A 23,182-nucleotide genomic window follows, 5' to 3' on the forward strand; every position below is an offset into this window, starting at 1 on the left:
CCGCCGCCCGCGCTTGTCAGGCCGGGGCGGGGATGCTGAAGTGCCGTCCTGGATTTGCATAGCGCGGGAGGCGGCGCCGATGGACAAGATTCTCGAAGCCGCAAAGGCGATCGCGCTGGCGCGCCGCAACCATGCGCCGCTTGCGGCCCTCGAGGTTCCGCCGGCCGACGAGGCCGAGGGCTACCAGGTCCAGCGCGCGTTGCACGATCTGCTGCTGCCCTATGTCGGGCCGCTCGTCGGCTACAAGATCGGCTGCACCAGCCAGGTGATGCAGGACTATATCGGCATTCCGCACCCGTGCGGGGGCGGCGTGTTCCAGAAGGGCATCCACGACAGCGGTGCGAAGCTCCAGGCCTCCAAATATGTCCGGGTCGGCGTCGAATGCGAGATCGCGGTGCGGCTCAAGCGCGACCTCGCCGCCGGCGAGGCGCCGTTCACGGCGGAATGGGTCGGCGAGGCGGTCGAGTCCTACCATCCTGCGATCGAGATCGTCGACGACCGCTACGTGAAGTGGGAGACGATTGGCGCGCCGACGCTGATCGCCGACGACTTCTTCGCCGCTGGCTGCGTGCTGGGTCCCTCGGTGCCGCGGTCGTCGGTGCCGGACCTGAAAGCGGTCAAGGGCCGCGCCATCGTCAACGGCGAGGAGGTCAGTAGCGGCACGGGCGCCGACGTGCTCGGCCATCCCCACAACGCACTCGCCTGGCTCGCCAATCACCTCGCCGCAGAAGGCAAGGGGCTGCATGCGGGACAGCTGGTTCTCACCGGGAGCCTGGTGAAGACGCTGTGGCTGAAGGCCGGCGACAAGGTGCGGATGGAGCTGGACGGGCTCGGTGTGGTGGAGGCGGAGTTCAAGTGAGCTCTCGCCACCGTCATTGCGAGGAGCTCTTGCGACGAAGCAATCTCGAGTCGTTCCGCGGAGGGATTCTGGATTGCTTCGCTGCGTTCGCAATGACGGAATGCAGGGCGCCGGTATCGCTACGATTGCGCGGGCCCGGCTCGCGGTGCGCATCTACGACAAAACACGTGCGGCCCTCGCCAGGGGAGCTAGCGAGGGCCGCGTAGTACACCGTCGTTCGCGCCTAGGTTCGCGAACACGATGTGGGAGCTCTTGAAGAAGCCTTAGAAGGGCAGCAGCACATCCATGACTTGCTGGCCGTAGCGCGGCTGCTGCACGTCCATGATCTGGCCGCGGCCGCCATAGGCGATACGGGCCTGCGCGATCTTGGTGGAATCGATGGTGTTATCGCTCTGGATGTCCTCGGGGCGGACGATGCCGGCCACGATCAGTTCGCGGATTTCGTAGTTGACGCGGATCTCCTGCTTGCCTTCGACCACGAGGTTGCCGTTCGGCAGCACCTGGGTGACGACTGCGGCGACGTTGGTCTGCAGGGCTTCAGTGCGGTTGACCGAGCCCTTGCCGTCGCTGGCGGCGGTGGAGTCGGCGGTGAGGATGCGGCCGGGCAGGATCTTGTGCGGTTGCGTGATGGTCTGCGCGCCGATGAAATCGGTAATGCCCGAATTTTCCGAGTTGGTCCGGCTGCGCTGGGTCTCGTTGGCGATGTTGGCCTTGTCGGTGATGTTCACGGTCACGGTGAGGAGATCGCCGATCTGGTGGGCGCGCTGGTCCTTGAAGAAAGCGCGACTGCCGTTACGCCACAGCGAGTTCGGATTGTAGGAGGCGACTTCCGGCTTCGGCATCGGCATCTGCACCGGCTTGTAGCCGGGCTGCGTCGTCGGATTGTCGATCGCGGACAATTTCGGTTGCTCGCCGATCTGCGACAGGCGATCGATCGAGGAGCAGCCGCCCAGCGCGCAAGAGGCCAGCAGCAGGGCAGAGATCGCGATGCGACGAAGACGGGAAGCCGAACTGAACGAGGACATGACTTACTCTGACTTGGCTGGAGCTTGCGAGACGCGGGCTTGCGGGATCTGGGCTTGTGCGATTTGGGCCGGCGACGCGGGGGCCTGGACCAGGCTGCGGACGAGGGCTGCAGTGTCGACGGGCGCGGGCGCTTCATCGCGCTTGAGCGAGGAGGTTTGCTCGACGGCCGGCGCCATCGGCGCGGACTGGCTGGCGCCCTGCACGGTGACCTGGCCGCGGCCGGTGACGACCCCGGTCAGCGTGCGCTTGGATTGCAGGTTGAGCACGGAAACGGTGTCGCCCTCGGCGCCGCTCTCGATCGCCTTGCCGCGCGTGGTGAGGTAGAGGCCGGGCACCTGGTAGATGATGGTGACGCTCTGGTCGCGCTGCACGAAGTCGGGCTTGACGATGTCGGCGACGCGGATCGGCGTGCCCGCCCGCATCGGCCGGCGCAGCTGCATGCCGATGGTGCGATCGCGCGAGGCGGCCTCGCCGGCGACCTCGGCCTTCGGCCGGCGCTCCAGCGAGATGTCCGAGGCTTTCAGCATGTCGGAGCGGTCGATGTCGCGCGTCAGCACGGCAACTTCCACGGTCTCGATCGCGGTGCCGGTGAAGCGCAGCCTGGTCGGCGTCGGGTTGTTGTCGTTGTTGATCTCGAATGCGATGTCGAAACGGCCGCTGCGCGCATCGTAGCGGGTGGCGACCGGCTGCAGCGCGCCGGTATTGGAGGCGTCCAGCCGCATGTCGGAGACGCCGCGGTCGAAGGTGACGGTGATGTTGGCGGCATCGCCAAGGCCGAAGCGTCGCTCGAGCGCGAAGGCCACCGCGTTTTCGAGGTCCCTGCTGGCGAGCGTGCGGGCGAGGCGGGTGACCTGGACTTCCCTGATGTCGCCGGTCATCACGCCGATCACCTGCTTGGCGCGCAGCACGCCCAGGATTTGGGCGACCGGCAACGCACCGGTGGTGCCGAGATCGGGCGAGCGGTAGACCGGGATCAGCGCGGCCGAGCCGGCATTGTCGATGAGGTCGCCGACCCGTACCACGTCCGAGGTCACGGTGACGTTCGCGCGCAGCGTCGGCGCGGCGATGCCGTCGTCGGCGGCCTGTGCCGGCAGGGCCAGCAACAGGAGCGCGGAGATCGTGGCGAATGTGGTCCGGCTCATCGTCATCACCTCAGCGGAACAGCGCCGTAGTCGATTGCATCATCTGGTCGGCGGCGCTGATGACCTTGGCGTTCATCTCGTAGGCGCGCTGGGCCGCGATCAGGTCGCTCATCTCCGAGACGACGTCCACATTGGCCTGCTCCAGGCTGCCTTGCGTGACCTTGCCGTAGCCTTCGGTGTTGGCGGTGCCGTCCTGCGGCGGGCCCGAGGACGGCGTCTCGGTGAACTGGTTGCTGCCGACCGGCTGCAGGCCGGCCTTGTTGATGAAGCGGGTCACGTTGATCGTGCCGATGATCGAGGAGGTCGACGAGCCCGGCAACGTGACCGAGACCTGGCCCTGCTCGTTCACGGTGATGCCCGAGGCGTTTTGCGGGATGGTGATGGTCGGCTGCACCGGGTTGCCCTGGGCGGTGACGACGCGACCCTGGTTGTCCATCTGGAAGGTGCCGTCGCGGGTGTACTGGAAGGTGCCGTCGGGCATCAGGATCTTGAAGAAGCCTTCGCCCGAGATCGCGAGGTCGAGGTCGTTGCCGGTCTGCGACAGCGTGCCCTGCGTCATGCTGCGCGGTGTGCCGACGGTCTTGACGCCGCCGCCGATGTCGACGCCGACAGGCAGGATGGTGCCCTGATCCGAGGCCTGCGCGCCGACGCGGCGCACGTGTTCGTAGATCAGGTCCTGGAACGCCGCGGTCTGCTTCTTGAAGCCCGTGGTGCGGAGGTTCGCGATGTTGTTGGAGATGACCTGGACGTTGAGTTCCTGGGCCGCCATTCCGGTCGCAGCGGTGTGGAGCGCTTGCATGTCAGTGATCCCCTAATCAGGCCGGAACGTCGGCGAGTTTCTCGATCGCCGATTTGTGGAGGTCGCTCTGCTGCTGCAGCAGATTGGCGATGGCGGTGTAGCTGCGCATGACTTCGACCATGCGGGTCATCTCGCCGACCGAGTTCACGTTCGACTTCTCGATGTAGCCTTGCTGCACGGTCGACTTGGTGTCGGCCTGCTGGTTCGCCGACCCCGCACTGTAGAGGTTGGTGCCGAGCTTGGTCAGCTTGGCCGGATCGTCGAAGGAGACCATGCGGATCTTGCCGCGGATCGAGTCAGTCTTGGCGGTGCCCTCGAGCACGGTGACGGTGCCATCGGGGGCGACGTTGATGTCGTGATCGGTCGGCTGGAAGGTGATCGGGCCGCCGGTGCCGAGCACGAGGTTGCCGTCGGAGGTGACGAGCTGGCCGGTGCTGTTGAGCGTGAACTTGCCGTCGCGGGTGTAGCGCTCGGCCCCGTTGGCCTGCACGGCGAAAAAGGCATTGCCGGTGATCGCCATGTCGAGCGGGTTGTTGGTCGGCTCCATTGGACCCTGGCCGACGTCGCGGAAGGTGCCGCGGTCCTGCACGTAGGAGACCCGGCGGTCGGAGCCGATGAAATTGTCCTCGCGCGCGTTCGAGTTGAGATACTCCTCGAACAGCGAATGGTCGGCCTTGAAGCCGTTGGTGTTGGCATTGGCGACGTTGTTGGCGATGACATCCATCTGCCGCTCCAACGTCATCTGCCGTGACAAGCCGATCAGAAGCGCGTTCTGCATCGGAAGATCTCCCCTGAGTGAGATCCGCCACCTCGCTCTCCCAAGCGCCTTGGCCGACCCCGTGAACGAGACTGCTGGGTTCTCCCAAACCCCTGCGGTCCCGGCCCTCTACCAGCGAAAGCCGTGCCAACCTGAAAATGTATGTAACTTCAGTTATTTGATGATTTTTCGAGGGTGCCGGAAGGCGGCAGGAAGGTTCTGTTAGCCATGTTTGCCCGGCAGATTTTTCCTAGCTGGGGCCCAATCGAAAGAAACCGTTAACCATTATTACCGTAGCGTTTGCGGGCAAGAGGAGCGCATTGCGCTGGGACATTCGTATCGCGTCAACGTCTGCCAGGGGGCTTCGCTCTTTCGATTCCTTAAGAGATGAGCGAGCCCGGCGACCATGGCAGAGAATGAAGCGGAAGGCGGCGCAGCCGCCGAGGGCGCCGAAGCCGCTCCCCCGAAGAACAAGCTCAAGCTCATCATCATGGCCGTCGGACTGCTCGCCGTCCTCGGCGGCGGTGCGGCGACCTGGTTCTTCTTCTTCCGTCACGGCGACGACGAGCACCATGCCGAGGTGGCCCCGCCGCCGAAGCCGCCCGCCTTCGTCGACGTGCCCGACATCATGGTCAACCTCGCCGGCGCGCCGGGCGAGCGCGTGCAATATCTGAAGCTGAAGATCGTGCTGGAGCTGAAGGAAGAGAAGCAGATCGAGGCGATCAAGCCGACCATGCCGCGTGTCACCGACATCTTCCAGACCTATGTCCGCGAGTTGCGCTCCTCCGACCTCAACGGCTCCGCCGGCATCTTCCGCCTCAAGGAGGAGCTGACCAAGCGCGTCAACGCGGCGGTCGCGCCGATCCAGGTCAGCGCGGTGCTGTTCAAGGAAGTCGTGATCCAGTGATGATGCTGCGGAAGGTAACGGGCTAGCGTCATGGCCGGCAACGAGCAAATGGACCAGGATGCGATTGCCGCCCAATGGGAGGCGTCGCTCGATTCCGAGGATCCCGCAGAGGCCGCGAAGGCCGCTGCCGAAAACGAATTGTCGGAGACCATGGCCCTGCAATGGGCGGCCATGGTCGAGGACGGCAGCCGCGATCTCGGCACCGGCAAGAATTCCGGCGAGCGGGTGCTGTCGCAGGAGGAGATCGACAACCTCCTCGGCTTCACCGTCGGCGACGTCACGCTCGACGACCACAGCGGCATCCGCGCGATCATCGATTCGGCGATGGTCTCCTACGAGCGTCTGCCGATGCTCGAAATCGTCTTCGACCGCCTCGTGCGGCTGTTGACGACGTCCTTGCGCAACTTCACCTCAGATAACGTCGAAGTCTCGCTTGACCGCATCACCTCGGTGCGCTTCGGCGACTACATGAACTCGATCCCGCTGCCCGCCGTGCTCTCGGTGTTCAAGGCCGAGGAGTGGGAAAACTTCGGCATGGCGACGGTCGATTCCAACCTGATCTACTCGATGATCGACGTGCTGCTCGGCGGCCGCCGCGGCACCAGCCAGCTCCGGATCGAGGGCCGGCCCTACACCACGATCGAGACCGAGTTGGTGAAGCGCCTGGTCGAGGTGGTGCTGGCCGATGCCGAGCAGGCGTTCCGGCCGCTGTCGCCCGTGACCTTCACGATCGACCGGCTGGAGACCAATCCGCGCTTCGCCGCGATCAGCCGTCCCGCCAACGCCGCGATCCTGGTGCGCCTGCGCATCGACATGGAAGACCGCGGCGGCAACATCGAGCTGCTGCTGCCTTATGCGACCATCGAACCGATCCGGGGCGTCCTGCTCCAGATGTTCATGGGCGAAAAGTTCGGCCGCGACCCGATCTGGGAGGGCCATTTCGCCACCGAGATTGTGCAGGCCGAGATCGCCGTCGACGCCGTGCTCTACGAGGCCGACATTCCGCTCAAGCAGCTGATGCGCCTGAAGGTCGGCGACACGCTGCCGCTCGACATGCGCGCCGACGCCAACGTGACCGTGCGCTGCGGCGACGTCACGCTGACCGAGGGGCGCATGGGCCGGGTCGGCGACCGCGTCGCGATCCGCGTGACGAAACCCCTGCGCAAGCCAAGTACGACACTTGCGATGTTCGAGAAGGTGGACGAGCAGAACAAGATGATGGAGGCCCCATGAACCACTCCCTGGGAATGGCGATCGAGACGCTGGTGGCTATCTTGCTGATGCTCACGATCGGCTACTGTATCCTGCTGAACAAGCGCCTGACGCGGCTGAAGGCGGACGAGCATTCGCTGAAGGCGGTGATCGCCGAGCTGATTACCGCGACCGAGATCGCCGAGCGCGCGATAGGCGGGCTGAAGCTCGCCGTGCGCGACGTCAACGAGAACCTCGGCAGCCAGCTCGCGGCCGCGAGCCAGATGTCGGACCAGCTCTACAAGCAGCTCGGCGAAGCCGACAACGTGGTCCGGCGCCTGTCCAAGATCGCGATCGCGGCGCGGCCTGTGACCAATTCGGAAACGGTATCCGCGCCCGTAGCCAAGCCGTCGTCGGCGAAGGCGGTGGCGGCTGCAGCTGAAGCCTTCTCGGAGCGCCGGCGGTCCAACGGCCTTGCCGCATAAAGCCATGGTATGAAGTCCTTTCGTAACATCCGCGTCATTCCGGTCGTCCTGGTCGCCGTCGCAGGTCTCGCCACGCTCAAGGTCGTGGGCCTCGTGATCAATGGCGGCTATGTGTTCGACTACCAGCCGAAGCAGACCAAGAAGTCCTGGGCGCAGGAGAACTTGAACTTCCCGACGGGCCGCGAGGACCCCGACATCACCGGCTCGACCCATGGCGCGCCGAAGGAGGCCCCGAAGCCCGCCGCGCCCGAGACCAAGTCCGAAGGCACCGTGGTCAAGGCGGAGGAGGGCCAGCCGCAGGTCTCGGCCGCCGAGCGCGCGATCCTCGAGCGGCTGCAGGCGCGCCGCCAGGAGATCGAGGCCCGCCAGCGCGAGATCGACATCCGCGAGAGCCTGCTCAAATCCGCCGAGAAGCGCATCGAGAACAAGGTCGAGGAGATGAAGGCGGTGGAAACCCGCATCACCGCGACGCAGGCCGAGCAGAAGGCCGCCGAGGCCCAGCGCATGAAGGGCCTCGTCACCATGTATGAGGGCATGAAGCCGAAGGACGCCGCGCGGGTGTTCGACCGGCTGGAGATGGGCGTGCTGATCGAGATCGCCTCGGCGATCGCTCCGCGAAAGATGTCGGACATCCTCGGACTGATGTCGCCCGAGGCCGCCGAGCGGCTCACGGTCGAGATGGCCCGACGTGCCAATGGCGGCGGCGATCAATCCGCCTCGGCCGGCGACCTGCCCAAGATCGACGGCAAGCCGACGCAAAAGCCGAATTGAGGGCTCATACTTAAGAAGTCCTTAAGCTAAGTGCTCGGTAAGCATCTGAAATCGTTGGATGCGATGCGCACGATGCGCCAGCGATGCGCCTGGTCATTTCTTCGCTCGATGCGCTGTTCGGGCTTCCGCGACTCGGCGATGCGCCTCGACCTTCGCCAGATCGTACACCTTGTCGGTGACCTCGGTCTCGGGTGTGTGCCCCATGACCTTCTTGACGTCGTCCAGCCGCGCGCCGGCCGCGCGCGCCTCGGTGGAACCTGACTTCCGGAGATCGCGCGTCCACGCCTTTGCGGGCAGCTGCGGGTGCTCCTTCTTGGCATCCTCGGCCTTGATGGTGCGCCAGATCTTCGCCCAGCGCTCGACGGTGTAGGGGCGCCCGGTCTCGGGGTTGATCACCAAGGGGCCTTGCCGGGCCTCCTGCGGTATCCACTCCAGCTCCTCCATCACCATGGGGCAGGCCCGAAGGTCGATGGCAATGGTCTCCCCGGACGTGTGCTCGGTCTTTGCCGGCGTCCACCGCAGGATCAGGCTCTCATCGACGTTCGCCCAGGTCGGGCCCAGCCACTTCTTGGTCAGATGGATAACGGTCGAAGGGCGTTTATCGCTGATCGGCACCCACTTACCCACAACGTCCCAGACGCGCACGGCGCCCTCGAACGCCAGAGCGTAGGCAAAGGCCGCTCGCTGATGTTGCAGCTCCGTGGCGCCGGCGCGCGCGGCGATGATCTGGTCGGCCGTCATCGCGATCTTGCGCGGCCGCAGGTGCGGCAGCTGACCCTTCAGCGAGTTGAGAACTTCCTTGAACTCGGTGCAGCCGGGCAGGCGCCTCATGATCCCGAAGGTGACGGCAGCCTTCACGACCGACAGCGCCATGTGGGCCTTGGCGAGCTGGGGCTCGCCGCCTTCTGTCGCGGGCGTGGCCCAGAACTCGAACCACGTCTTGACCTCGACGCCGTCGGTTATGTCGATGCGGCAACGGCCGATCTCCGGCTTGAGCATCCGCAGGTAGACGTCGTAAGGGACCTTCGAGGCGGGCTCGAGATTCACATAGGTGGACTTCGGGTCGCTCTGGTAGATGTCCAGCAGCGTTCCGAACGTGCCGTCGAAGGAAATCTTGGACTTCTTGGTGCCACTCGTCAGCCACTCGCGCATCTCGCTCTGGAGACGCTGGCAGCGCTGCCGGAGCCGGATCTCATTGCCGGCGAGCTCGGCGAGGTTCACGGTCTTGACGGGATATCCGGCTTTGACGGCGGCCTTCGTGGCTCGCCACATGGGACGCCCGTGCTTGTCGAACCTAAGACCTGGCGCTAACTCGTCGTCTGCCACTGTACGCCCCCAACGCGGCCGGCTGATGCGGCGCGGCTACTACATTCTCGGCATCGCCGACCTTGTATTCGAGATCGAAAAACCTCCGGACGGCGGGCGTATAGCGCCCGCCCATCAGGCCATCGATCTTAGGAAGCCCTCGCTTCTCCAGTAAAGGTGCAATTTGGTTCCATTCGGTCGTTCTCCCCGGACCCAACAGGGCACAGGCGAGGGCCTGCTCCGTTGGGAAGAGGGGCAGTTTGTCGAGCGGCTGAAAGCGATCCGCCATCGCTGGTCTCCTTGTATGTCCAGACGCACCTCCTGCGAAGAGGTGAGCCGGTCGATGGTCAGTCTGCGAGCGCCGCCTTCAGGCGCTCCAGCACTGGAGCGCTCGTCGAATTGCGTTCGATCGACTCGATCGTATCCTTGATGATGGAGCGCAGACGCTGGTTCTCCGCCTCGACTGCTTGCCTAATTTCCGCCGGCGTACGCGCACCATCACCCCGCTTCTGGACGTAGAACAGGTACGTCTCGAAGGGATGGTCGAGGGCATTGATGGAAATCTCGACATAGTTCTTGGCGCCGCTCTCGCGAAACCACGTCGTCATCATCCTGGCCATGCGCTCCACGGCCGCGCCGCCCAGCGCCATGTTGAAGCTACCGTCGTCGAGCCGCATACTCTTAAGGGCGGGGTCGGAGAGGTCGGCGATAATCTTCTGGTATTGCGCGATGATTTTGCGCGTCAGATCTGGCGTGAAGTCCGCGTCGTCGTCGGGTATCTGGGGCATTTCAAGCTGCATCGGCGACCCCTACATGCTCACGCTCGAAGGTAGCTTCAGCAGCCAGTAAGATCCGTTCCGCGCGCTGATGCACGATGGCGTAGTTCTCGTCACCGTGAGCCTGCACCTCGATAGGACCGCGCCGCAGGGTGACCCAGAATGTCCAGCCGATGATCTTGGCTTTGTTCTCTTCAGCCATCCGCTTCATTTTTTCCCACAGAGGCCCGATGTTGCCGTCGGCGCACGCTGCGGCTCCAACCAATCCGGTATCGCACCGGATGTTGCAGTTGATGTAGTGCTTGTCGAACTTACTCATGCGGAGGCTTCTCCAGTGATCGGAGCGCGGCCGAGCGAACCATCTCGCTCCACCACGCCGTTGATTGCGGTCCGGTTGCGCGTGGCTCCGAAGGTCCACGCAGTTAGATTGATCTTGTGTTTGGCAGCCCACGCCTCGATGGTCGCCGTGACCATCTTACCGAGATCGTCAGACTCCTCCGAGGTGCAGTCCAAGAACTCGCCTTCGCCGATCAGTTCCTCGTTGTTCATCTGAAGCATTTCCAAGACTTCAGATCCGTATACGTCCAGCGAAAAATCCTGCTGGATGCACTCCGCCACCATGGCCGGCTCGCCATAACCTAGGGCCTCCTTGAGGGCTTCCTCCTTAGTCTCGAACTCAGAAATGAAGGTCTCTCCGTCAAGGCTGACCCACCACATCCAAGGGTATTCGGCGTAGGGTGAGACGGCGGTTGCAGCAGCCTCGCCGATCACGAGGGTCGGTTCGGCCGATGACGCGGGTAGCGGAGTGATGGCGGCCGCCGCAATGGCGCCGCCGGCCTTGAGGAAGGTGCGTCGTGTGGTCATGCCACCTTCCTCTCGAAGCGGACATGCGTACCGTCCGGACAGACCATTTCAAGCTCGTGTGGCACGCGCCGGCACTCCGCCTCAGCTTCCGCGCGGGTGTATTTGCCGGCCGTGATCCTGTCGGACGTATAGCCGGAATATTGGGATCGATAGTAAGCGCCCTTGTCCCGCGCCCAGATCAGGAACGTCTCGTCCTTGCCGAACAGCACACGCTTCAGCACCTCGGCGCGCTGGAAGTGCATGCGCTGGACTGCGATCGCCAGCTCCTTTTCGAGGCTGTTGCGGCGTGTGCGCTCGTTCTGTTTGATCCTGAGATCGGTCGGCGGCGTGACATGCAGCGAATCGCAGCTTTCGTTGAAGAGCTGTCCGCCCGCGATCACCCACCACATACTGTTGAGATTGTAGTAAGTCACGCCGCGAGTTATTCGACCCTTGCGATCCGCGAGCCAGACGGTTTGGCCTTGCGTCAACAGTGCACCGTCATGCGACCTCCGGTTCGAGTCGTAGTCGCATTTCGGTCGACCAAGGGCCTTGTCCGTATTGCAGCTCTCGGCGTAGCCCTTCTCGATGCGCTGTATCGGGGTCAGATGACGTTCCGACTGGCGTTTCACCGTCACCGGCGCCAACGTCTCAAGCCAGCGCATGATGCGCTTGAACTCGAGCTCGACGCGCAGACGATCCATGTACGGCATCCGGCCCAGCTTGTCGAAATCGTAGCGCCTGCCGTTGCGGTTGTCCTGAGGCGACAATGTCGACCAAAACTCTACCTTTACGACACGTCCAGTGATCTCGATGACGCAGCGAAGAGACCCGCGCGCGCCCAGCCGGTGATCCTGGCTGATACTCCGATAGTGCTGATGCACTTTCCGGTCTCGTTTGATCGACCAGCCGCGAGACCGCATATTGCGGATCAGCGGAGCATAAATGTCCGACCGAAAAGAGGAGTCGCGTGCGTCATCCTGCCAAATACCGAGATGGCTATCGTGGATATTGATGGTGAGGGTTTTTCTGGCGGTCATGCCGCAACTCCTGTCCGGTTGGCGATCCACGGCACCTGCCACTCGATCAGCGGGGTGTCGTAGGCGAGCATCAGCGTGTGGCGCGGCTGGCCGTCGTCGGTGGTTCCGAAGCAGTGTAGCTTGCGGCCGACGCGGTCAGCGATCTTGACCACCTCTTTCCAACGGCCGCGATGCGCGGCCGGGACCTTGGCAAGGGGACCCCACGCAGCGACGACGATCTCGGCATCGCGCATGATCTGTTCGAGGTGCGCGTCGTTCTCGGGGCCGATCGGGTCGCGTGCAGTGCGCAGTACCTTCACGTCGGTTGAGCGGAACGCGAACTTGTTGCCCTTCAGGATACGGCTCCAGCCGAGCCGTTCGCCGAAGCCCATGTCCTTCTTGATCGTGGGGTCGTTCAAGGTGGCATCAGCCTTGGATGGGTTGACACCAAGGATTGCCACGACCGGACCTGGGCGCGACAAGTCGCGCTCCAGCCGATAGCGGAAGAGTCCGCACGAGGAGATGATGGCGCTCATGGCGTCAGCGCACGTCGATCGACGGATCGATGGCCGACGGCTTGAACGTCACGCGATAACGGTAGGCGCTCGCGGTGGCCGCATCGATCTGCTCGGAGAAATAGGTTACGTTGTCGGACAATCCGAGGAAGTGCTTCTTAAAGGAGCTGGGCCCGGTTTTGCAGATAACGGCCAGCTTCCGACCATCGGGCTGCTGCGAGCAAAACCCTTCAATAGTCAGAATGTACTCGCCGCTGATACCGTTGTAGAAAACGATCCGACGGTTGATCTCGAAATTGTCCGCCGCCTTGGACAAGTTCTCCGATGCGATCTGAGCGTCGTCGCAGCCGGCGAGCCAGGCCGAGAGGTACGAAACCGCGATCAGCGCGATGCATTTTTTTAGCATAGTTTTGGTCTCCTTGTGATCCCTCCTGCGAAGAGGGTCTTGCTAAGAGGTGTCGGCTGTGAACTTGACGTGTTAGATGGCCTTCCAGATCAGCCAGCCGAAGAATATAGCGACGGAAATCATGCCGCCGCCCATGATGACCGCGGTGCTCACGCCTTTGCCTCGTGGTGCGCCAGAATGATCACCATCATCAGGATGATCGGATTGATGGCGAAATGGACAACGAAGCTGGCCATGGTCGGCTGTGCCATGAAGGACGAGGCTCCCCATGACGCGAGCGCGGCGTAAGTGGACCACTTCTTGTGCGGCTTCCTCAGCACACTCATGATGAAGCCCTCGCGGCATCGTCGGCGGTGATGCGCCAGACCGCGCCTGTTGCCAGCGTCAGGCCAGCAGCAACCGCTGCGACCATCGTCGCCGCATTGGCCAGATGCGTGTAGGCGGCAAGAGCGGGGTCAGCCACCATGAGCTCGCCGGAGATCCAACCGAGCAGGGCGGCTCCGGCCCATACGAGGACCGGCAGGCGGTCGATCATGGCGACGATCAGCGAGGCACCGGCGACGATCAGCGGGATGCTCATCGCAAGACCCAGGACCAACAGCGTCATGTTGCCCTCAGCGGCTGCGGCCACCGCAATGACGTTGTCGAGGCTCATCGTGAGGTCGGCCATCAGGATGATGCCGACCGCCGCCATCAGGCCCGTGGCCTGCTTGACGTGGTCGCCCTCCTTCGGAGGGGCGAGCAGCTTCACGGCGACGAAGAAGAGGGCGGCGCCACCGGCCATCTTGAGGTACGGGGCGTCGAGCAGGGCGGCAGCAGCTCCGGTCAGAACCACCCGCAACAGGATGGCAGCACCGGCGCCGAAGATCATGCCGAGAAGGCGTTGGCGCGGCACGAGGCCGCGACACACCATGGCAATGACAAGCGCATTGTCCCCCGAGAGGAGGATATTGATCCAGACGATCTTGCTGAAGGACAGCCAGAAGATCGGCTGGGCGATCTCGGCTTGCAGTTGCTCAAACATGTGTCGCGGCTCCGCTATGGAACGTGCTTAGAAGTCGAACTTCTTGGGATCGACGTTGAGACGGCGGGCGATCTTCTCCATGATCGCCTTCTCCTCGTCGGAGACAGAGCCATCGGCGTTAGCGATGTCGGTGGCGACGAGGTAAACGTCCTCAGCCATCTGTGTCCCGTTCGGCATGGTCAGGATGGAATCGAGGCTGCGAGCCAGGGTCTGACGACCGGACGCATCCTTAGCGCTCTTGAACGCAGATTCGAGTGCGGCCTCGATGTCGTTGCGCTGATACAGGCTCGAAAGGGTGGCGTTGTTGGTGATCAGCTGGATCGCCTTCAGCTTCTCGGTGTCCTCGATCGAACCGTCGGCGTTGGCAACGAGGGCGGCAGATGCGCAGACCGCGTTGAGGAAGTTACGGTTCTGGCCGTATTCCTTGTTGATCTCGCGCGCACCGGACGTGAACGCCTTCTTAACAGCTCCGAAAAAACTCATAGTCTTGGTCTCCTTGATGCCATCCTGCGAAGATGGCGATTTGCTGATAGTCAGTTGTCGGTTGGACCCCGCAGCGGCCACCGATTATCGACGGATCTTCCGCCAATTCTTTTGAGGCTCGACATCGCCTGCCTATCTCAGAAGCCTCGCCATTTATCGATCGGGCTCGAAGCCCGTTTTTGCGGAGGGGCCTTGGCAAAGCCGCGGCTTTTCAGCTTCCGGTTCTTCGAGGGCTTCAAACCGAGATGCGCTGATCGCTTACGATAGACCTTCGCCTTCTCGGCTACGTCCTGGGCGGTCTTCTCCTTGTGGGGTTTGCCCCGCAGGATCGGCGCCATGTTGCTCTCGCGGTTTTCTCCGCCGTTGGTGAGTGCGATGACGTGATCGACATCCCAGCCATCGCCCGCACGGATTTTGATGCCGGACCAATGGCAGATGCCATTGTAGCGATCGAAGATCCGCAGACGGACGCGAGGCGGTGGCCTCGAATCGTCGGTCTTACCGATCCACTGCTCAACGCTTCGGCTCACCGGCGATCCTCCTTCACGCTGCAACCGCCGGAGACAAAGGCGAGGAAGCCGCCCTGATAGAGGTACTGGCCCATCGTGCGCGCTTGCCGAAACGCGGCGTACTTCGCCGCCGATGGCGTCGCCGCCTGCACGCTGTAGACGGCCGCAGCCGTGCGCACGTTGTAGAAGCGTACGTCGAGCGCGAGCTGCTTCAACCTCTTGCGTGCGGGGGCCGAGCGCTGTGGCGGAGCCGTTTCGACCGCCTGTGCCTCCTGCGCCTCTACGGGCGGAAGATCGAAGAGGGGGATCTGTTCGGCCGCGCTCATGCGATCTCCTTGAAGATCACGCCGTTCTGTGTGCCCCACGCCTCGATGAAGGCTATAAGTTCGCCGGCATCCTGCTTTCCCATCTTCGATGACTTCCCTTCGTAGGGGATGAACGTCGACCCATCGAGAGACGGCATCATCTCGACCTCTTGGCCGCAGGCGTGCATGAACAGGATTTGCCATTGCGAGGCGTCGTAAAAGCGGCCCTCGTGTTGCACTTGCTTCGCGACGTCAGCGCACATGGCCTTGATCTTTTTGCGCTGCGGATCGGTCAGGGGGTCGAGCCTCATCTCGACGATGGTGCCAACCTTGGCTGTAGCGATCATCTCGCACAAAAACGAGCGATCTCGATCGTCGCGAATGACGATGCCGCTCATGACAGCAACCTCCAACGCGCACCGTCATAAATCATCGAGCACCATGCGCCCGGCCTGAGGTCTCCGGCCGCAATGCGCTCTCCGTTCGCCTTGAATATCGGCATAGCCGGGTCGGCGCCAAAAGCTATGCTGCCGACCTGCGGCCACGGACTCTCCAGCCCGGGTGGCACGGCGATGATCTGGACCGGTGAGATGATCTCGCGGCGGGGTAGCTTCATCAGCCGGTCGGCACGGATGATCGCCGGCGCCGCTATGACGGCGCCGAGCCCCTGCAAGAATGCTCGCCGCTCAAGGATCAGGCTCATATCGTCACCTCGGTCTCATCGATCATCGAAGCATCTCATCCACCCCGCCTAGCATCTTCACGGCCAGGAAGTCGGCCGGCGCGGCCTCGAAGTCGCGCCGGGCGAAAGTTGCAGGGCGACACGCAGCACGCCGGCCTGTTCGTTGGACAAGCGCCTTCCGTTGATGGTGATGGCTGCTTCGGGAAGGCGGCTCATGGCGGCTAACTGGTGACCTTGTTGGCGAGAGCGCCTCTCACCTTGGAGGAGATGCGCTCGATGACATCGAACGGATCGAACTCGCCGGCACCGCTATCATCGTCTCCGGCATTGGACATCGCGCGGATGTCCTTGAGCGCATGTTCGAGCTCGTGGATGCGCTCGTAGGCAGCTGCCAGTTCTTCCTGATGGGTCATGCTGTTTCCTTTGCCTTGTGGGCGTTCCAGCACTTCGTGCAGAGCTGGAGCGCCACTTGGTCCCGGACGTCACGCGAGTAGTGCTTCGGCTCATCGTCGAGCACGACAGGCGTGGGGCAGGCGCGGCAGACGAACTTCATTGGCACGATCCTCAGAAGTCGATGGGGTCTTCGGGGTCGTAGGCCGGCGGAGGAAGATCCTTCTGCTCGGCCGTCGTGGTCGCGCGCCAGCGATAGGCGGAGTGGCCGGACGCGTTGGTCCCACGGCCGGATTTGGTCACGAGGCCCGCCGTCTTCAGCTCGGAGATGCGTGGCCTGATAGACAGGATGCTCTTGTTCAAGGCCTCCGCGACCTCATCGGCTGTCTTGCCGGGGTTGCCGCGGATGTAGCCGAGGGCTTCGTCGCGATCTCGCTTGGCTTGGCTCTCGATGTTGCGCGCGGCATCCTTGGAGGTGCCGTTTTCCTTGTAGCCGGGGGAGTTTGGATATGCGGTCACGATGATGCCTCTTGGTAGTGCCCGCCGAGATGAGGAAAGTGGGCGTGGATGCGATGGTGGCAACCGGCACAAAGCCATTTCACGTCGAGCGGTCGGCTGTAGTCGGTGTGGTGCGCGTGGACGTCCTTGTCGGACAGACAGACGCAGCACGGATGTTTAGTCAGATTGCCGTCGCGGATCGCGTTGTTGACGGCATTCTGGGCGCGATAAGCTTCTGGATGCTCAGATCGCCACCGCTTGGTATTTGCGGCCATCGCCGCGATGCGCTCCGGCCGTTTCGCTCGCTCGCGGTCGTATGCTTGCACGGCAGGATTCGTCTGCCTTCGCAGCTTCATGCGTTTCTTGTGGCAGTCCTTACAAATGTTCGCGCGGCCATCGGTGTTGCTGGGATGCTTGTAAAAGTCATCGAGGGGCTTAACAGCCGCACATTCGCTGCACGGCTTCATCCCCGCCACTCCGGACTAAAAGGGATATCGTCGTCCATATCGTTGCGGTAGCTGCCGCCGCCGGACGATTGCGAGCGGTTGCTGGTATTCCGCGAGCTGGCTCCAGAGCCGCCGCCGAAGTCACCACCGCCGCCGTCGCCACCACCGCCATTGCGGTTGCCGCCGCTGTCCAGCATCGTCAGTGTCGAGCCGAAGCCTTGGAGTACGACCTCGGTCGAGTATTTCTCGACGCCGGACTGATCCGTCCACTTGCGGGTCTGAAGCTCGCCCTCGATGTAGACTTTGGCGCCCTTCTTCAGATACTGCTCGGCGACCTTGGCAAGGCCCTCATTGAAGATGACGACGCGATGCCACTCTGTCTTTTCCTTACGCTCGCCGGTGTTCTTGTCGCGCCAGGTCTGCGACGTCGCGATGCTGAGGTTGGCGATCGGCCGCTCATCCCGGGTTCGGCGCACCTCGGGGTCCTTTCCGAGGTTGCCGATCAGCATCACCTTATTCAAACTACCAGCCACGTATTGGTCTCCTTGTGTGGTGTCGGGACCTGCGAAGTCCCGATGAATTAACGCACGCGTTGACGGCCTTGACCGCTGATGTCGACCCGCTCCCCTGACTTCAGGAGCGAAAGAGGTGAGTCCCGGAGGCCGCCTTTCGTTCTTGGAGCCGCGTGCTGCCCCTCAAGGTTCGCACCCACCTCCGATCGGTTATTTCTTCTGAGGCGCCGCCTTCTCCTTCAGCTTCGTCTCAAGGGCCTTGGCAGCGTCGGCCTGCACACCCGCGGCTTCCCGCATCGGCTTCTCGCGGAGCCAGCGCGCCTTGCGCTCTTCGCCGCTGGTGGCGCTCTCGATCCACGCATTCGCGTAGGCGATGTACTCGTCCTCGGTCTTTGGGGCGGGTGGCGCCGCGTCGGCAGCAGACGGGCCTTTCTCCTGCGTTGCGGCACCACCCGTCGCATCCTCGGCGCCGGAGCTGGCGTCCTGGCTGGAGGATTGCGAAGCTTGTGTCTGTTGGGTCTGATCGGTCGAGGCGTCCGTAACCTCACCGGTCTCGGCGTTGACGGTGTCACCGGTCTTGGCTTGCGCGACGAAGTCACCGAGCTTGGTGTCTTCCTTCGGCTGTTCGCGCGAGGGGAAGGTCTCTTCCGCCGTGGACATGCCATCCATGATGCCCTTCATCAGGGCGATCACGCGCGAGATGTCCGGAGCAGTCCAATCCTTCGTCGCTTTGCCGATGACGGCCTCGACGCGGTCGATGGTGATGCCGTGGTTCTCGATGCCGGCGACGGTGCGATCGCGATAGCCGACGAGGTTCTTGCCGATCTTCTCGACCAGCGAGTTCTTGGCCTGATCGAAGGCGAAGTCGGCGAAGGTCTGGAGCGAGTTGACGACCACGTTGCGGATGGCCTTGGAGGTGCCGATCTGCATCGCGATGTCGAGGCGTCGTGCGTCGGCGTCATCGCCGCGGCCACCCATCCGCGAACCACCCTTGGCCTGCTGGAACGGGCGCGTCATCTCGAAGCCGGTCTCGTAATCGACAAAGCGCGCATAGATCAGCCAGGAGCTGCCGAGGTCCTGCACGCGAACATCGACGGCGCAGTTGCCGTAGAGGCGAGCCAGATCGTTGGCGAGCTTGATCGAGGGGCCCTCGATATAGTCCGTGGTGCCCTTCTGGCGGTTTTTCACGGGGAAGCGATAGTACCAGTCGTCGCCCGCGGCAGCCGCGAGCGCCGCGAGTTTCTGGAGCACGCGCGTTTCGTCGCGATGCACTTGCACGTTCTGGGCGCCGACCTTGCGCTCTTCGAGGTACTGGGTCGGCACCGTAGCCGGTAGCGCCGGGCCTGATGCTGCGCTGGTGGCAGCAAACGCTTCCAGCGAGCTTAGACGGTCGTCACGATCGATAACTTGGTTCATGATCAAAAATATCCTTGGGGGTCTTGGTGGGGCTACTTGGCCTTGACTTCGCGCAGACTTCGGAACGCATATCCTTCGCGCATCTGCGGCTTGACGGTGGTGGTCTTTGCGGAGACCTTCCGGCCGCCAGCGATCAGGGCGAACGTGTTGTCGCCGATCTTGGCCATGATCTCGGTGGTGATCTCCTCGCGGCGATCCTTAGCGGCCTTCTCGACCTCGCCGAGCTTCTTGCGCTCATCCAGCAGCAGCGGCAGCTTGTTGTCGCCGGTAAGGTCGATCGTGCTGCCGTTGTCGGTGGGGTAGAGCTGCTTGACGACGTCGTGGTCCTTGCTGGGGTCGAGCGCCGGCTGAAGGCCGGCGTCGAACATGCGCCAGAACTCGTTGATGGCGCCGACGATCTTCGTCTCAGCCTCGGCATGGCGCTTCAACGGGATCAGGAACAGGTTCTCGCTGAAGGTGTCGATCACCCACGCGGCGACCACGGGATGGATTTCCTGCTTGAACGCGCGCTCGGCGAGCATGGTCTCGGCAAGGGTCTGGAGCTGATAGCCGAGCGGGACGATGGGAGCCGTCCCCTCGCGGTCGCCGCCGAGCCAATCGGCCACGAAGATCGGCTTCGCAACGACCTTGCCCTGGATCAGGACGAGGCCCTTGCGTTCCGGATCGATCGCCATGGCGTCGGGGGTGGCGCCAAAGCGCAAGGAGGGCGAGCGGAGGTAGACCTTGCCAGCTCGGATTTCCCACGAGGGGTTTTCTTCCTTGATCGTGGCCCAGAGGGAGGGCTCGAAGCGGCGACCGCGCCGCAACACGGGATTGTCCCCCTTGGGGGCGAGGTGGCCCTTTTTCTCGGCCCAAACCTCAAGAGGCGAGCGATAGCCGACGCCGCAGATGGACGCGACGTCGGAAGCGGTGATGTCGTTCTGGCGAAGCTTCAGCCAGTGTTCGCGGTCGGCGACCGGGTCAACCCGGTGCATCTCGACGTCGCCGATGGACAGCTTTTCGACAAGGCCGGCGGCGATCTCGCCGATCGACCGGAAGGTCTCGACTTGGTTCACTGGAACGCTCCCACCCGGGACCGAGGAGCTGGACGTCTGCGAAACGTCGGGGGTCAGCTCCTCGGCAACGGGTCGTTGTGTTGACGATGGGGTCTTGGTCTCGATGACCCTCCAAATGCACCACTCTGGTGCAATCGTCAAGGGGAGTTTGCAACTAATTTTGAAATTCTGGAGCAAGTCGCCACCCGAGGCAAGACTCGCACGCGCGCGCTCGCGCGTATTCCTCCCCAGAATCTATCTTCAAACAGAACGGGGGACCTAAAGGTCCCCCGTGTAACTACTAGTGAGTTCTAACAATTATTAGATTTTATAACTGCAATTACCGTGCCACGGACAAATGTCCCCGATGTCCCCGAGCAATGTCCCTAATGATTCGGCGCCCTGCGGGCGCCGATCTCACACGTTGCGAACGTTCTCAGGAGGTAGTTCCTCCTCTAATTGTTCCGGTGTTGGAAGATCGAACAGAGCGGGCTCGAAGCCAACGATTTCGGAAACCCACTCGATCTCTACATCTGTCAGCGGATCAAGATACCGCGAGTTCAAATGGTAGACGTGGCGCTTCGACGCCGGGGCAATGTGCCGCCACCAAGTGGTTCCGTCGGCGAGATGGATGATGAACTTCTCGTCCGGGCCCTGTCGCTCCAGGATATCCTTCGACATCGGCTCCATCGCTTCTTCGCGATAGACGAGCAGCCAACCACGCATCTTGCCCTGCTTAATGTCGAGTGCGACCGAGCCGGGTGGCAGGTGCGCGCCACCCGCAACGCGGCGTCCCGTTTGCTCGAACTGCACCTCGTCGTTGGCGGTAATGGAGCCTACGACCGGCAGCGCCTTCGCTGCCCAGCCATAGGCGTCGGCGGCATAGCTGAAGCCGAGAACTTCCTTTGGAACACCGAGCGCGCGTCCGATCAGCGCTGCGCGATCGGTGTCGAGCCAGGTGTCACGCTCCTCCAGTTTTCGAATCGTCTCGCGCGAGACGCCGACGATTTTGCCAACGTCCTCAAGCGACATTTTCGCGCGGCGCCGAAAGAATCGGATCGTGTTCGGAGGCGGCGCAGTGTTGAGCCTGCTCGTCGCAGTCCGACGCGACGGCCGTCCCGGTCGAAGAGAGCTCTTGCCGTCACTCTGCATAACGATTGAAACCCGAGATAATTCCACTGTCATTCTACAACGCCAGGTTCAATTGATCATAGGACAATTGTCACAGGCGATCCTTGTTGAGCCTAACCGGCGTTCCGAAAAGGCATCGTTTAAACGTTAAATCGATATCAAACCGAAACGAATGAGTCACCCGACCGCTCTGGTGACAAATAGCGCTTGACAATGCACCACACTGGTGCAATTCAGGTGCGGCGGGCCGAGCTATCCATCTAGGACATCCATACCCATGACGCTTCAGAAGTTTCTGGAGACGAAGTACCCAGACCTGAGCATCGGGCTGGCCTGCAAAGCATTCGCCGTAGAGCTTGGCACGAGCCGTCAGGTCATCGACCGCTATCGACGGTTCGAGCGCTACCCAATCCCGGAGATGATCGTGAAAATCGAGAATGCGAGTGGTGGGCTCGTCACTTCCGAAGACCATCTTCCGCCGCACCTTGCTGCGCAGCGCAAAGTCGCGTCGACCCGCCCCAAAAGGGCGGCGCGTCGCTGATGATGTTGATGCAGAAAAGCTCAGAGAATGCCGAGATCGCGCAGTATTTCTGCGTTGTAGCGGTTGATCACGCCGGAAAACTTGCTGATCAACTCCAGCATCGTGCCGACGCTCATTGCGAGCGCAATCTCTTTGCCGCTCTGCTCGCTTGTTACCGTCACCTCGATGGTGTCCAGAGCGACGTATCTCACTGCCGGATCTTTGTATGTGACAGGAATATGATTGTCGACTTCGATGTCGGCCAGTTTTGGGACGCCCATTCGTCTTGCTTTCTCTCGCGCGAGTTGGAGAGAAAGCAAAACCTGACGGCGCACAATTGTGCAAGGATAATTCGGCAACACTCACGCGCTTCACTCACTACGCATTACACACATTTTCGTTTAGCTGGGCTCGCGTCCGAAGTTTCGCGGGAGGAACCATGGCTGAACTGAGTCTTCCCATACCGAGCTTCAATTCCGCGGTCTCGGAATTTTCGTCTCCGATCAATTACGGCTCCAGCGTCGAGGAAAGTAAGTCCTTGGTGCGACGCTGCGCAGAGCCGTGCCCGGCGGGCGACTCTGTGAAGCAAGCAATTCGCCGAGCCTCGGGGCGGCTCGGTTTCTCATTCAGTAGGACGCAGGATATTTGGTATGGGGAAGCCAAGCGCATCGAAGCACGGGAGATGGATCGTCTCCGTGCAGTCGCTGACGCGGCTGAAATTGCCGTTGCAATCCATTCGCTTGAGACGCTTCACCGTCGCGTGTCGCAATCGCGTTCTCCGGCGTCTCGTGAAGTTGCTCACCGGCTTGATGTGTGCCTGCGCACTCTTGGCAGTGATCCTTTCGGAAAAGCTCTCGGAGTCAAGCGAGGCTCGCGGGCATGACTAAAGCAGAAAAAGAGGGCGCGCCTCATGGTTGGACCGACGAGCTCGTCGAACAGGTCCGCAACTACGCGGAAGCCGGGATGAGCGCGCGCGAGATCGCATGCAACGTCGGAACCACACGCAATGCTGTGATCGGTCTCTGCTCGCGCCGTGGCATCGTCTTGGATGGTCGCCTCAAAAGAGGCCCTCGCGCTAAGGGCCATCCCGTTGCCAAGAGTTCGGGGGAACCGCGGCCTCGCGCCGTAAGAGTACGGGATTGGTTACCAAATGTTAAACCGGAGCCGGTGATTGTGTTGCCGCCGTCGCCTCCGTCAGTTACGCCTGTTTCTATTCTCGAACTTAACGACGCACGTTGCCGCTGGCCGCTGGGCGATTTCGCAGATCGCCCTCCGTACCAGTATTGCGGCGCCAAGGCCTTCGCAGGGGCTTGGTGTCCGTATCACCGCCATCTGGCGGCTTGGAACAAGGAGACCAATCATGCCCACCGCAAGTTCAAAGCCGAAGCCGCGTAGCTGTTCATCCTCCTGGTGATGCCTCGTCACCATGGG

35 protein-coding genes are annotated in these 23,182 nt (G+C 62.5%); 7 read left to right on the top strand and 28 right to left on the bottom strand.

Features of this window, described 5'->3' with window-relative positions; all coding sequences use genetic code 11:
- Positions 1-79 precede the first annotated feature (79 nt).
- Positions 80-859, top strand: coding sequence for a 2-keto-4-pentenoate hydratase (locus ACRQ5Q_RS14345; RefSeq protein ID WP_439369257.1), 780 nt, complete (start codon positions 80-82; stop codon positions 857-859).
- A gap of 263 nt (positions 860-1,122) precedes the next feature.
- Here the strand turns inward: ACRQ5Q_RS14345 and flgH are convergent, their stop codons facing one another.
- From flgH to flgF, 4 genes are read right to left on the bottom strand one after another with little or no spacing between them, the layout of a single operon-like run.
- Positions 1,123-1,884: a flagellar basal body L-ring protein FlgH gene (gene flgH / locus ACRQ5Q_RS14350; RefSeq protein WP_439369256.1), complete on the bottom strand. Its 762-nt coding sequence runs from the start codon at positions 1,882-1,884 to the stop codon at positions 1,123-1,125.
- Between the two features lie 3 nt (positions 1,885-1,887).
- Entirely contained in the window at positions 1,888-3,027 is a 1,140-nt protein-coding gene (gene flgA, locus ACRQ5Q_RS14355) for a flagellar basal body P-ring formation chaperone FlgA (RefSeq protein WP_439398448.1), read from the bottom strand.
- A 10-nt stretch (positions 3,028-3,037) separates the two neighbouring features.
- Positions 3,038-3,826 (bottom strand): flagellar basal-body rod protein FlgG, encoded by a 789-nt coding sequence (gene flgG, locus ACRQ5Q_RS14360; protein ID WP_439369253.1) that lies wholly within the window; start codon positions 3,824-3,826, stop codon positions 3,038-3,040.
- 16 nt (positions 3,827-3,842) lie between these two features.
- On the bottom strand, positions 3,843-4,604 hold the full coding sequence (gene flgF, locus ACRQ5Q_RS14365) for a flagellar basal-body rod protein FlgF (protein WP_439369251.1): 762 nt from the start codon (positions 4,602-4,604) through the stop codon (positions 3,843-3,845).
- Positions 4,605-4,989: 385 nt separating this feature from the next.
- Between flgF and fliL the strand changes: the two genes are divergently transcribed.
- The 4 genes from fliL to ACRQ5Q_RS14385 are packed head-to-tail and all read left to right on the top strand — an operon-like array spanning position 4,990 to position 7,937.
- A complete protein-coding gene (gene fliL, locus ACRQ5Q_RS14370; RefSeq protein ID WP_211408776.1) occupies positions 4,990-5,490 on the top strand; it encodes a flagellar basal body-associated protein FliL in 501 nt (166 codons plus the stop codon).
- 30 nt (positions 5,491-5,520) lie between these two features.
- On the top strand, positions 5,521-6,723 hold the full coding sequence (gene fliM, locus ACRQ5Q_RS14375) for a flagellar motor switch protein FliM (protein WP_027560322.1): 1,203 nt from the start codon (positions 5,521-5,523) through the stop codon (positions 6,721-6,723).
- Positions 6,720-7,166, top strand: coding sequence for a DUF6468 domain-containing protein (locus tag ACRQ5Q_RS14380; RefSeq protein ID WP_439369250.1), 447 nt, complete (start codon positions 6,720-6,722; stop codon positions 7,164-7,166). The genes fliM and ACRQ5Q_RS14380 overlap by 4 nt, the downstream gene beginning before the upstream one ends.
- Positions 7,167-7,175: 9 nt before the next feature.
- Complete coding sequence (locus tag ACRQ5Q_RS14385; RefSeq protein WP_439369248.1) at positions 7,176-7,937, top strand: MotE family protein; 762 nt, start codon at positions 7,176-7,178, stop codon at positions 7,935-7,937.
- A gap of 93 nt (positions 7,938-8,030) precedes the next feature.
- Here ACRQ5Q_RS14385 and ACRQ5Q_RS14390 read toward each other — a convergent pair whose 3' ends face one another.
- From ACRQ5Q_RS14390 to ACRQ5Q_RS14500, 23 genes are all read right to left on the bottom strand, one after another.
- A complete protein-coding gene (locus ACRQ5Q_RS14390; protein WP_439398450.1) occupies positions 8,031-9,209 on the bottom strand; it encodes a tyrosine-type recombinase/integrase in 1,179 nt (392 codons plus the stop codon).
- Positions 9,210-9,231: 22 nt separating this feature from the next.
- On the bottom strand, positions 9,232-9,531 hold the full coding sequence (locus ACRQ5Q_RS14395) for a hypothetical protein (RefSeq protein WP_439398451.1): 300 nt from the start codon (positions 9,529-9,531) through the stop codon (positions 9,232-9,234).
- Positions 9,532-9,589: 58 nt separating this feature from the next.
- The gene (locus ACRQ5Q_RS14400; RefSeq protein ID WP_439398453.1) at positions 9,590-10,042 is read right to left on the bottom strand and encodes a hypothetical protein; all 453 of its coding nucleotides are present in this window, start codon (positions 10,040-10,042) and stop codon (positions 9,590-9,592) included.
- Entirely contained in the window at positions 10,032-10,337 is a 306-nt protein-coding gene (locus ACRQ5Q_RS14405; RefSeq protein ID WP_439398455.1) for a hypothetical protein, read from the bottom strand. Before ACRQ5Q_RS14405 ends, ACRQ5Q_RS14400 begins: the two co-directional genes overlap by 11 nt.
- Positions 10,334-10,882, bottom strand: a complete 549-nt coding sequence (locus tag ACRQ5Q_RS14410; RefSeq protein WP_439398456.1) for a twin-arginine translocation signal domain-containing protein — start codon at positions 10,880-10,882, stop codon at positions 10,334-10,336. The genes ACRQ5Q_RS14405 and ACRQ5Q_RS14410 overlap by 4 nt, the downstream gene beginning before the upstream one ends.
- The gene (locus ACRQ5Q_RS14415; protein WP_439398457.1) at positions 10,879-11,901 is read right to left on the bottom strand and encodes a hypothetical protein; all 1,023 of its coding nucleotides are present in this window, start codon (positions 11,899-11,901) and stop codon (positions 10,879-10,881) included. Before ACRQ5Q_RS14415 ends, ACRQ5Q_RS14410 begins: the two co-directional genes overlap by 4 nt.
- Positions 11,898-12,416: a DUF1643 domain-containing protein gene (locus ACRQ5Q_RS14420; RefSeq protein WP_439398459.1), complete on the bottom strand. Its 519-nt coding sequence runs from the start codon at positions 12,414-12,416 to the stop codon at positions 11,898-11,900. The genes ACRQ5Q_RS14415 and ACRQ5Q_RS14420 overlap by 4 nt, the downstream gene beginning before the upstream one ends.
- 4 nt (positions 12,417-12,420) lie before the next feature.
- Positions 12,421-12,711: a hypothetical protein gene (locus tag ACRQ5Q_RS14425; protein WP_439398460.1), complete on the bottom strand. Its 291-nt coding sequence runs from the start codon at positions 12,709-12,711 to the stop codon at positions 12,421-12,423.
- A 239-nt stretch (positions 12,712-12,950) separates the two neighbouring features.
- Positions 12,951-13,127: a hypothetical protein gene (locus ACRQ5Q_RS14430; RefSeq protein WP_439398462.1), complete on the bottom strand. Its 177-nt coding sequence runs from the start codon at positions 13,125-13,127 to the stop codon at positions 12,951-12,953.
- The gene (locus ACRQ5Q_RS14435) at positions 13,124-13,825 is read right to left on the bottom strand and encodes a TerC family protein (protein WP_439398463.1); all 702 of its coding nucleotides are present in this window, start codon (positions 13,823-13,825) and stop codon (positions 13,124-13,126) included. Before ACRQ5Q_RS14435 ends, ACRQ5Q_RS14430 begins: the two co-directional genes overlap by 4 nt.
- A 27-nt stretch (positions 13,826-13,852) precedes the next feature.
- Entirely contained in the window at positions 13,853-14,308 is a 456-nt protein-coding gene (locus ACRQ5Q_RS14440) for a tellurite resistance TerB family protein (protein ID WP_439398465.1), read from the bottom strand.
- Between the two features lie 137 nt (positions 14,309-14,445).
- Complete coding sequence (locus ACRQ5Q_RS14445; protein ID WP_439398467.1) at positions 14,446-14,838, bottom strand: HNH endonuclease signature motif containing protein; 393 nt, start codon at positions 14,836-14,838, stop codon at positions 14,446-14,448.
- Positions 14,835-15,143: a hypothetical protein gene (locus ACRQ5Q_RS14450; RefSeq protein ID WP_439398468.1), complete on the bottom strand. Its 309-nt coding sequence runs from the start codon at positions 15,141-15,143 to the stop codon at positions 14,835-14,837. The genes ACRQ5Q_RS14445 and ACRQ5Q_RS14450 overlap by 4 nt, the downstream gene beginning before the upstream one ends.
- Positions 15,140-15,520 (bottom strand): recombination protein NinB, encoded by a 381-nt coding sequence (locus ACRQ5Q_RS14455; RefSeq protein WP_439398470.1) that lies wholly within the window; start codon positions 15,518-15,520, stop codon positions 15,140-15,142. Before ACRQ5Q_RS14455 ends, ACRQ5Q_RS14450 begins: the two co-directional genes overlap by 4 nt.
- Positions 15,517-15,825 (bottom strand): hypothetical protein, encoded by a 309-nt coding sequence (locus tag ACRQ5Q_RS14460; protein WP_439398472.1) that lies wholly within the window; start codon positions 15,823-15,825, stop codon positions 15,517-15,519. Before ACRQ5Q_RS14460 ends, ACRQ5Q_RS14455 begins: the two co-directional genes overlap by 4 nt.
- Positions 15,826-16,025: 200 nt before the next feature.
- Positions 16,026-16,217, bottom strand: coding sequence for a hypothetical protein (locus ACRQ5Q_RS14465; protein ID WP_439398474.1), 192 nt, complete (start codon positions 16,215-16,217; stop codon positions 16,026-16,028).
- On the bottom strand, positions 16,214-16,357 hold the full coding sequence (locus tag ACRQ5Q_RS14470; RefSeq protein WP_439398476.1) for a hypothetical protein: 144 nt from the start codon (positions 16,355-16,357) through the stop codon (positions 16,214-16,216). Before ACRQ5Q_RS14470 ends, ACRQ5Q_RS14465 begins: the two co-directional genes overlap by 4 nt.
- A gap of 11 nt (positions 16,358-16,368) precedes the next feature.
- Positions 16,369-16,713, bottom strand: a complete 345-nt coding sequence (locus ACRQ5Q_RS14475; RefSeq protein WP_439398478.1) for a hypothetical protein — start codon at positions 16,711-16,713, stop codon at positions 16,369-16,371.
- Positions 16,710-17,159: a hypothetical protein gene (locus ACRQ5Q_RS14480; RefSeq protein ID WP_439398480.1), complete on the bottom strand. Its 450-nt coding sequence runs from the start codon at positions 17,157-17,159 to the stop codon at positions 16,710-16,712. The genes ACRQ5Q_RS14475 and ACRQ5Q_RS14480 overlap by 4 nt, the downstream gene beginning before the upstream one ends.
- Positions 17,156-17,671: a single-stranded DNA-binding protein gene (locus ACRQ5Q_RS14485; protein WP_439398482.1), complete on the bottom strand. Its 516-nt coding sequence runs from the start codon at positions 17,669-17,671 to the stop codon at positions 17,156-17,158. The genes ACRQ5Q_RS14480 and ACRQ5Q_RS14485 overlap by 4 nt, the downstream gene beginning before the upstream one ends.
- Before the next feature lie 189 nt (positions 17,672-17,860).
- Positions 17,861-19,066: a hypothetical protein gene (locus ACRQ5Q_RS14490; RefSeq protein WP_439398483.1), complete on the bottom strand. Its 1,206-nt coding sequence runs from the start codon at positions 19,064-19,066 to the stop codon at positions 17,861-17,863.
- Positions 19,067-19,098: 32 nt separating this feature from the next.
- The gene (locus ACRQ5Q_RS14495; protein WP_439398485.1) at positions 19,099-20,121 is read right to left on the bottom strand and encodes a YqaJ viral recombinase family protein; all 1,023 of its coding nucleotides are present in this window, start codon (positions 20,119-20,121) and stop codon (positions 19,099-19,101) included.
- Positions 20,122-20,517: 396 nt separating this feature from the next.
- Positions 20,518-21,132 (bottom strand): helix-turn-helix domain-containing protein, encoded by a 615-nt coding sequence (locus ACRQ5Q_RS14500; RefSeq protein WP_439398487.1) that lies wholly within the window; start codon positions 21,130-21,132, stop codon positions 20,518-20,520.
- Positions 21,133-21,508: 376 nt separating this feature from the next.
- On the opposite strand from ACRQ5Q_RS14500, the gene ACRQ5Q_RS14505 reads away from it, so the two are divergent.
- Positions 21,509-21,772 carry a hypothetical protein gene (locus tag ACRQ5Q_RS14505; protein ID WP_439398489.1) on the top strand — a complete coding sequence of 88 codons (264 nt, stop codon included), beginning with the start codon at positions 21,509-21,511 and terminating at the stop codon, positions 21,770-21,772.
- A 20-nt stretch (positions 21,773-21,792) separates the two neighbouring features.
- On the opposite strand, the gene ACRQ5Q_RS14510 is transcribed toward ACRQ5Q_RS14505, so the two are convergent.
- Positions 21,793-22,113: a hypothetical protein gene (locus tag ACRQ5Q_RS14510; protein ID WP_439398490.1), complete on the bottom strand. Its 321-nt coding sequence runs from the start codon at positions 22,111-22,113 to the stop codon at positions 21,793-21,795.
- Between the two features lie 517 nt (positions 22,114-22,630).
- Here ACRQ5Q_RS14510 and ACRQ5Q_RS14515 point away from each other — a divergent pair.
- Complete coding sequence (locus tag ACRQ5Q_RS14515) at positions 22,631-23,146, top strand: GcrA family cell cycle regulator (protein ID WP_439398492.1); 516 nt, start codon at positions 22,631-22,633, stop codon at positions 23,144-23,146.
- Positions 23,147-23,182: the final 36 nt, after the last annotated feature.

It is taken from the genome of Bradyrhizobium sp. PMVTL-01 (genome assembly GCF_051861855.1).
Lineage (GTDB): Bacteria > Pseudomonadota > Alphaproteobacteria > Rhizobiales > Xanthobacteraceae > Bradyrhizobium.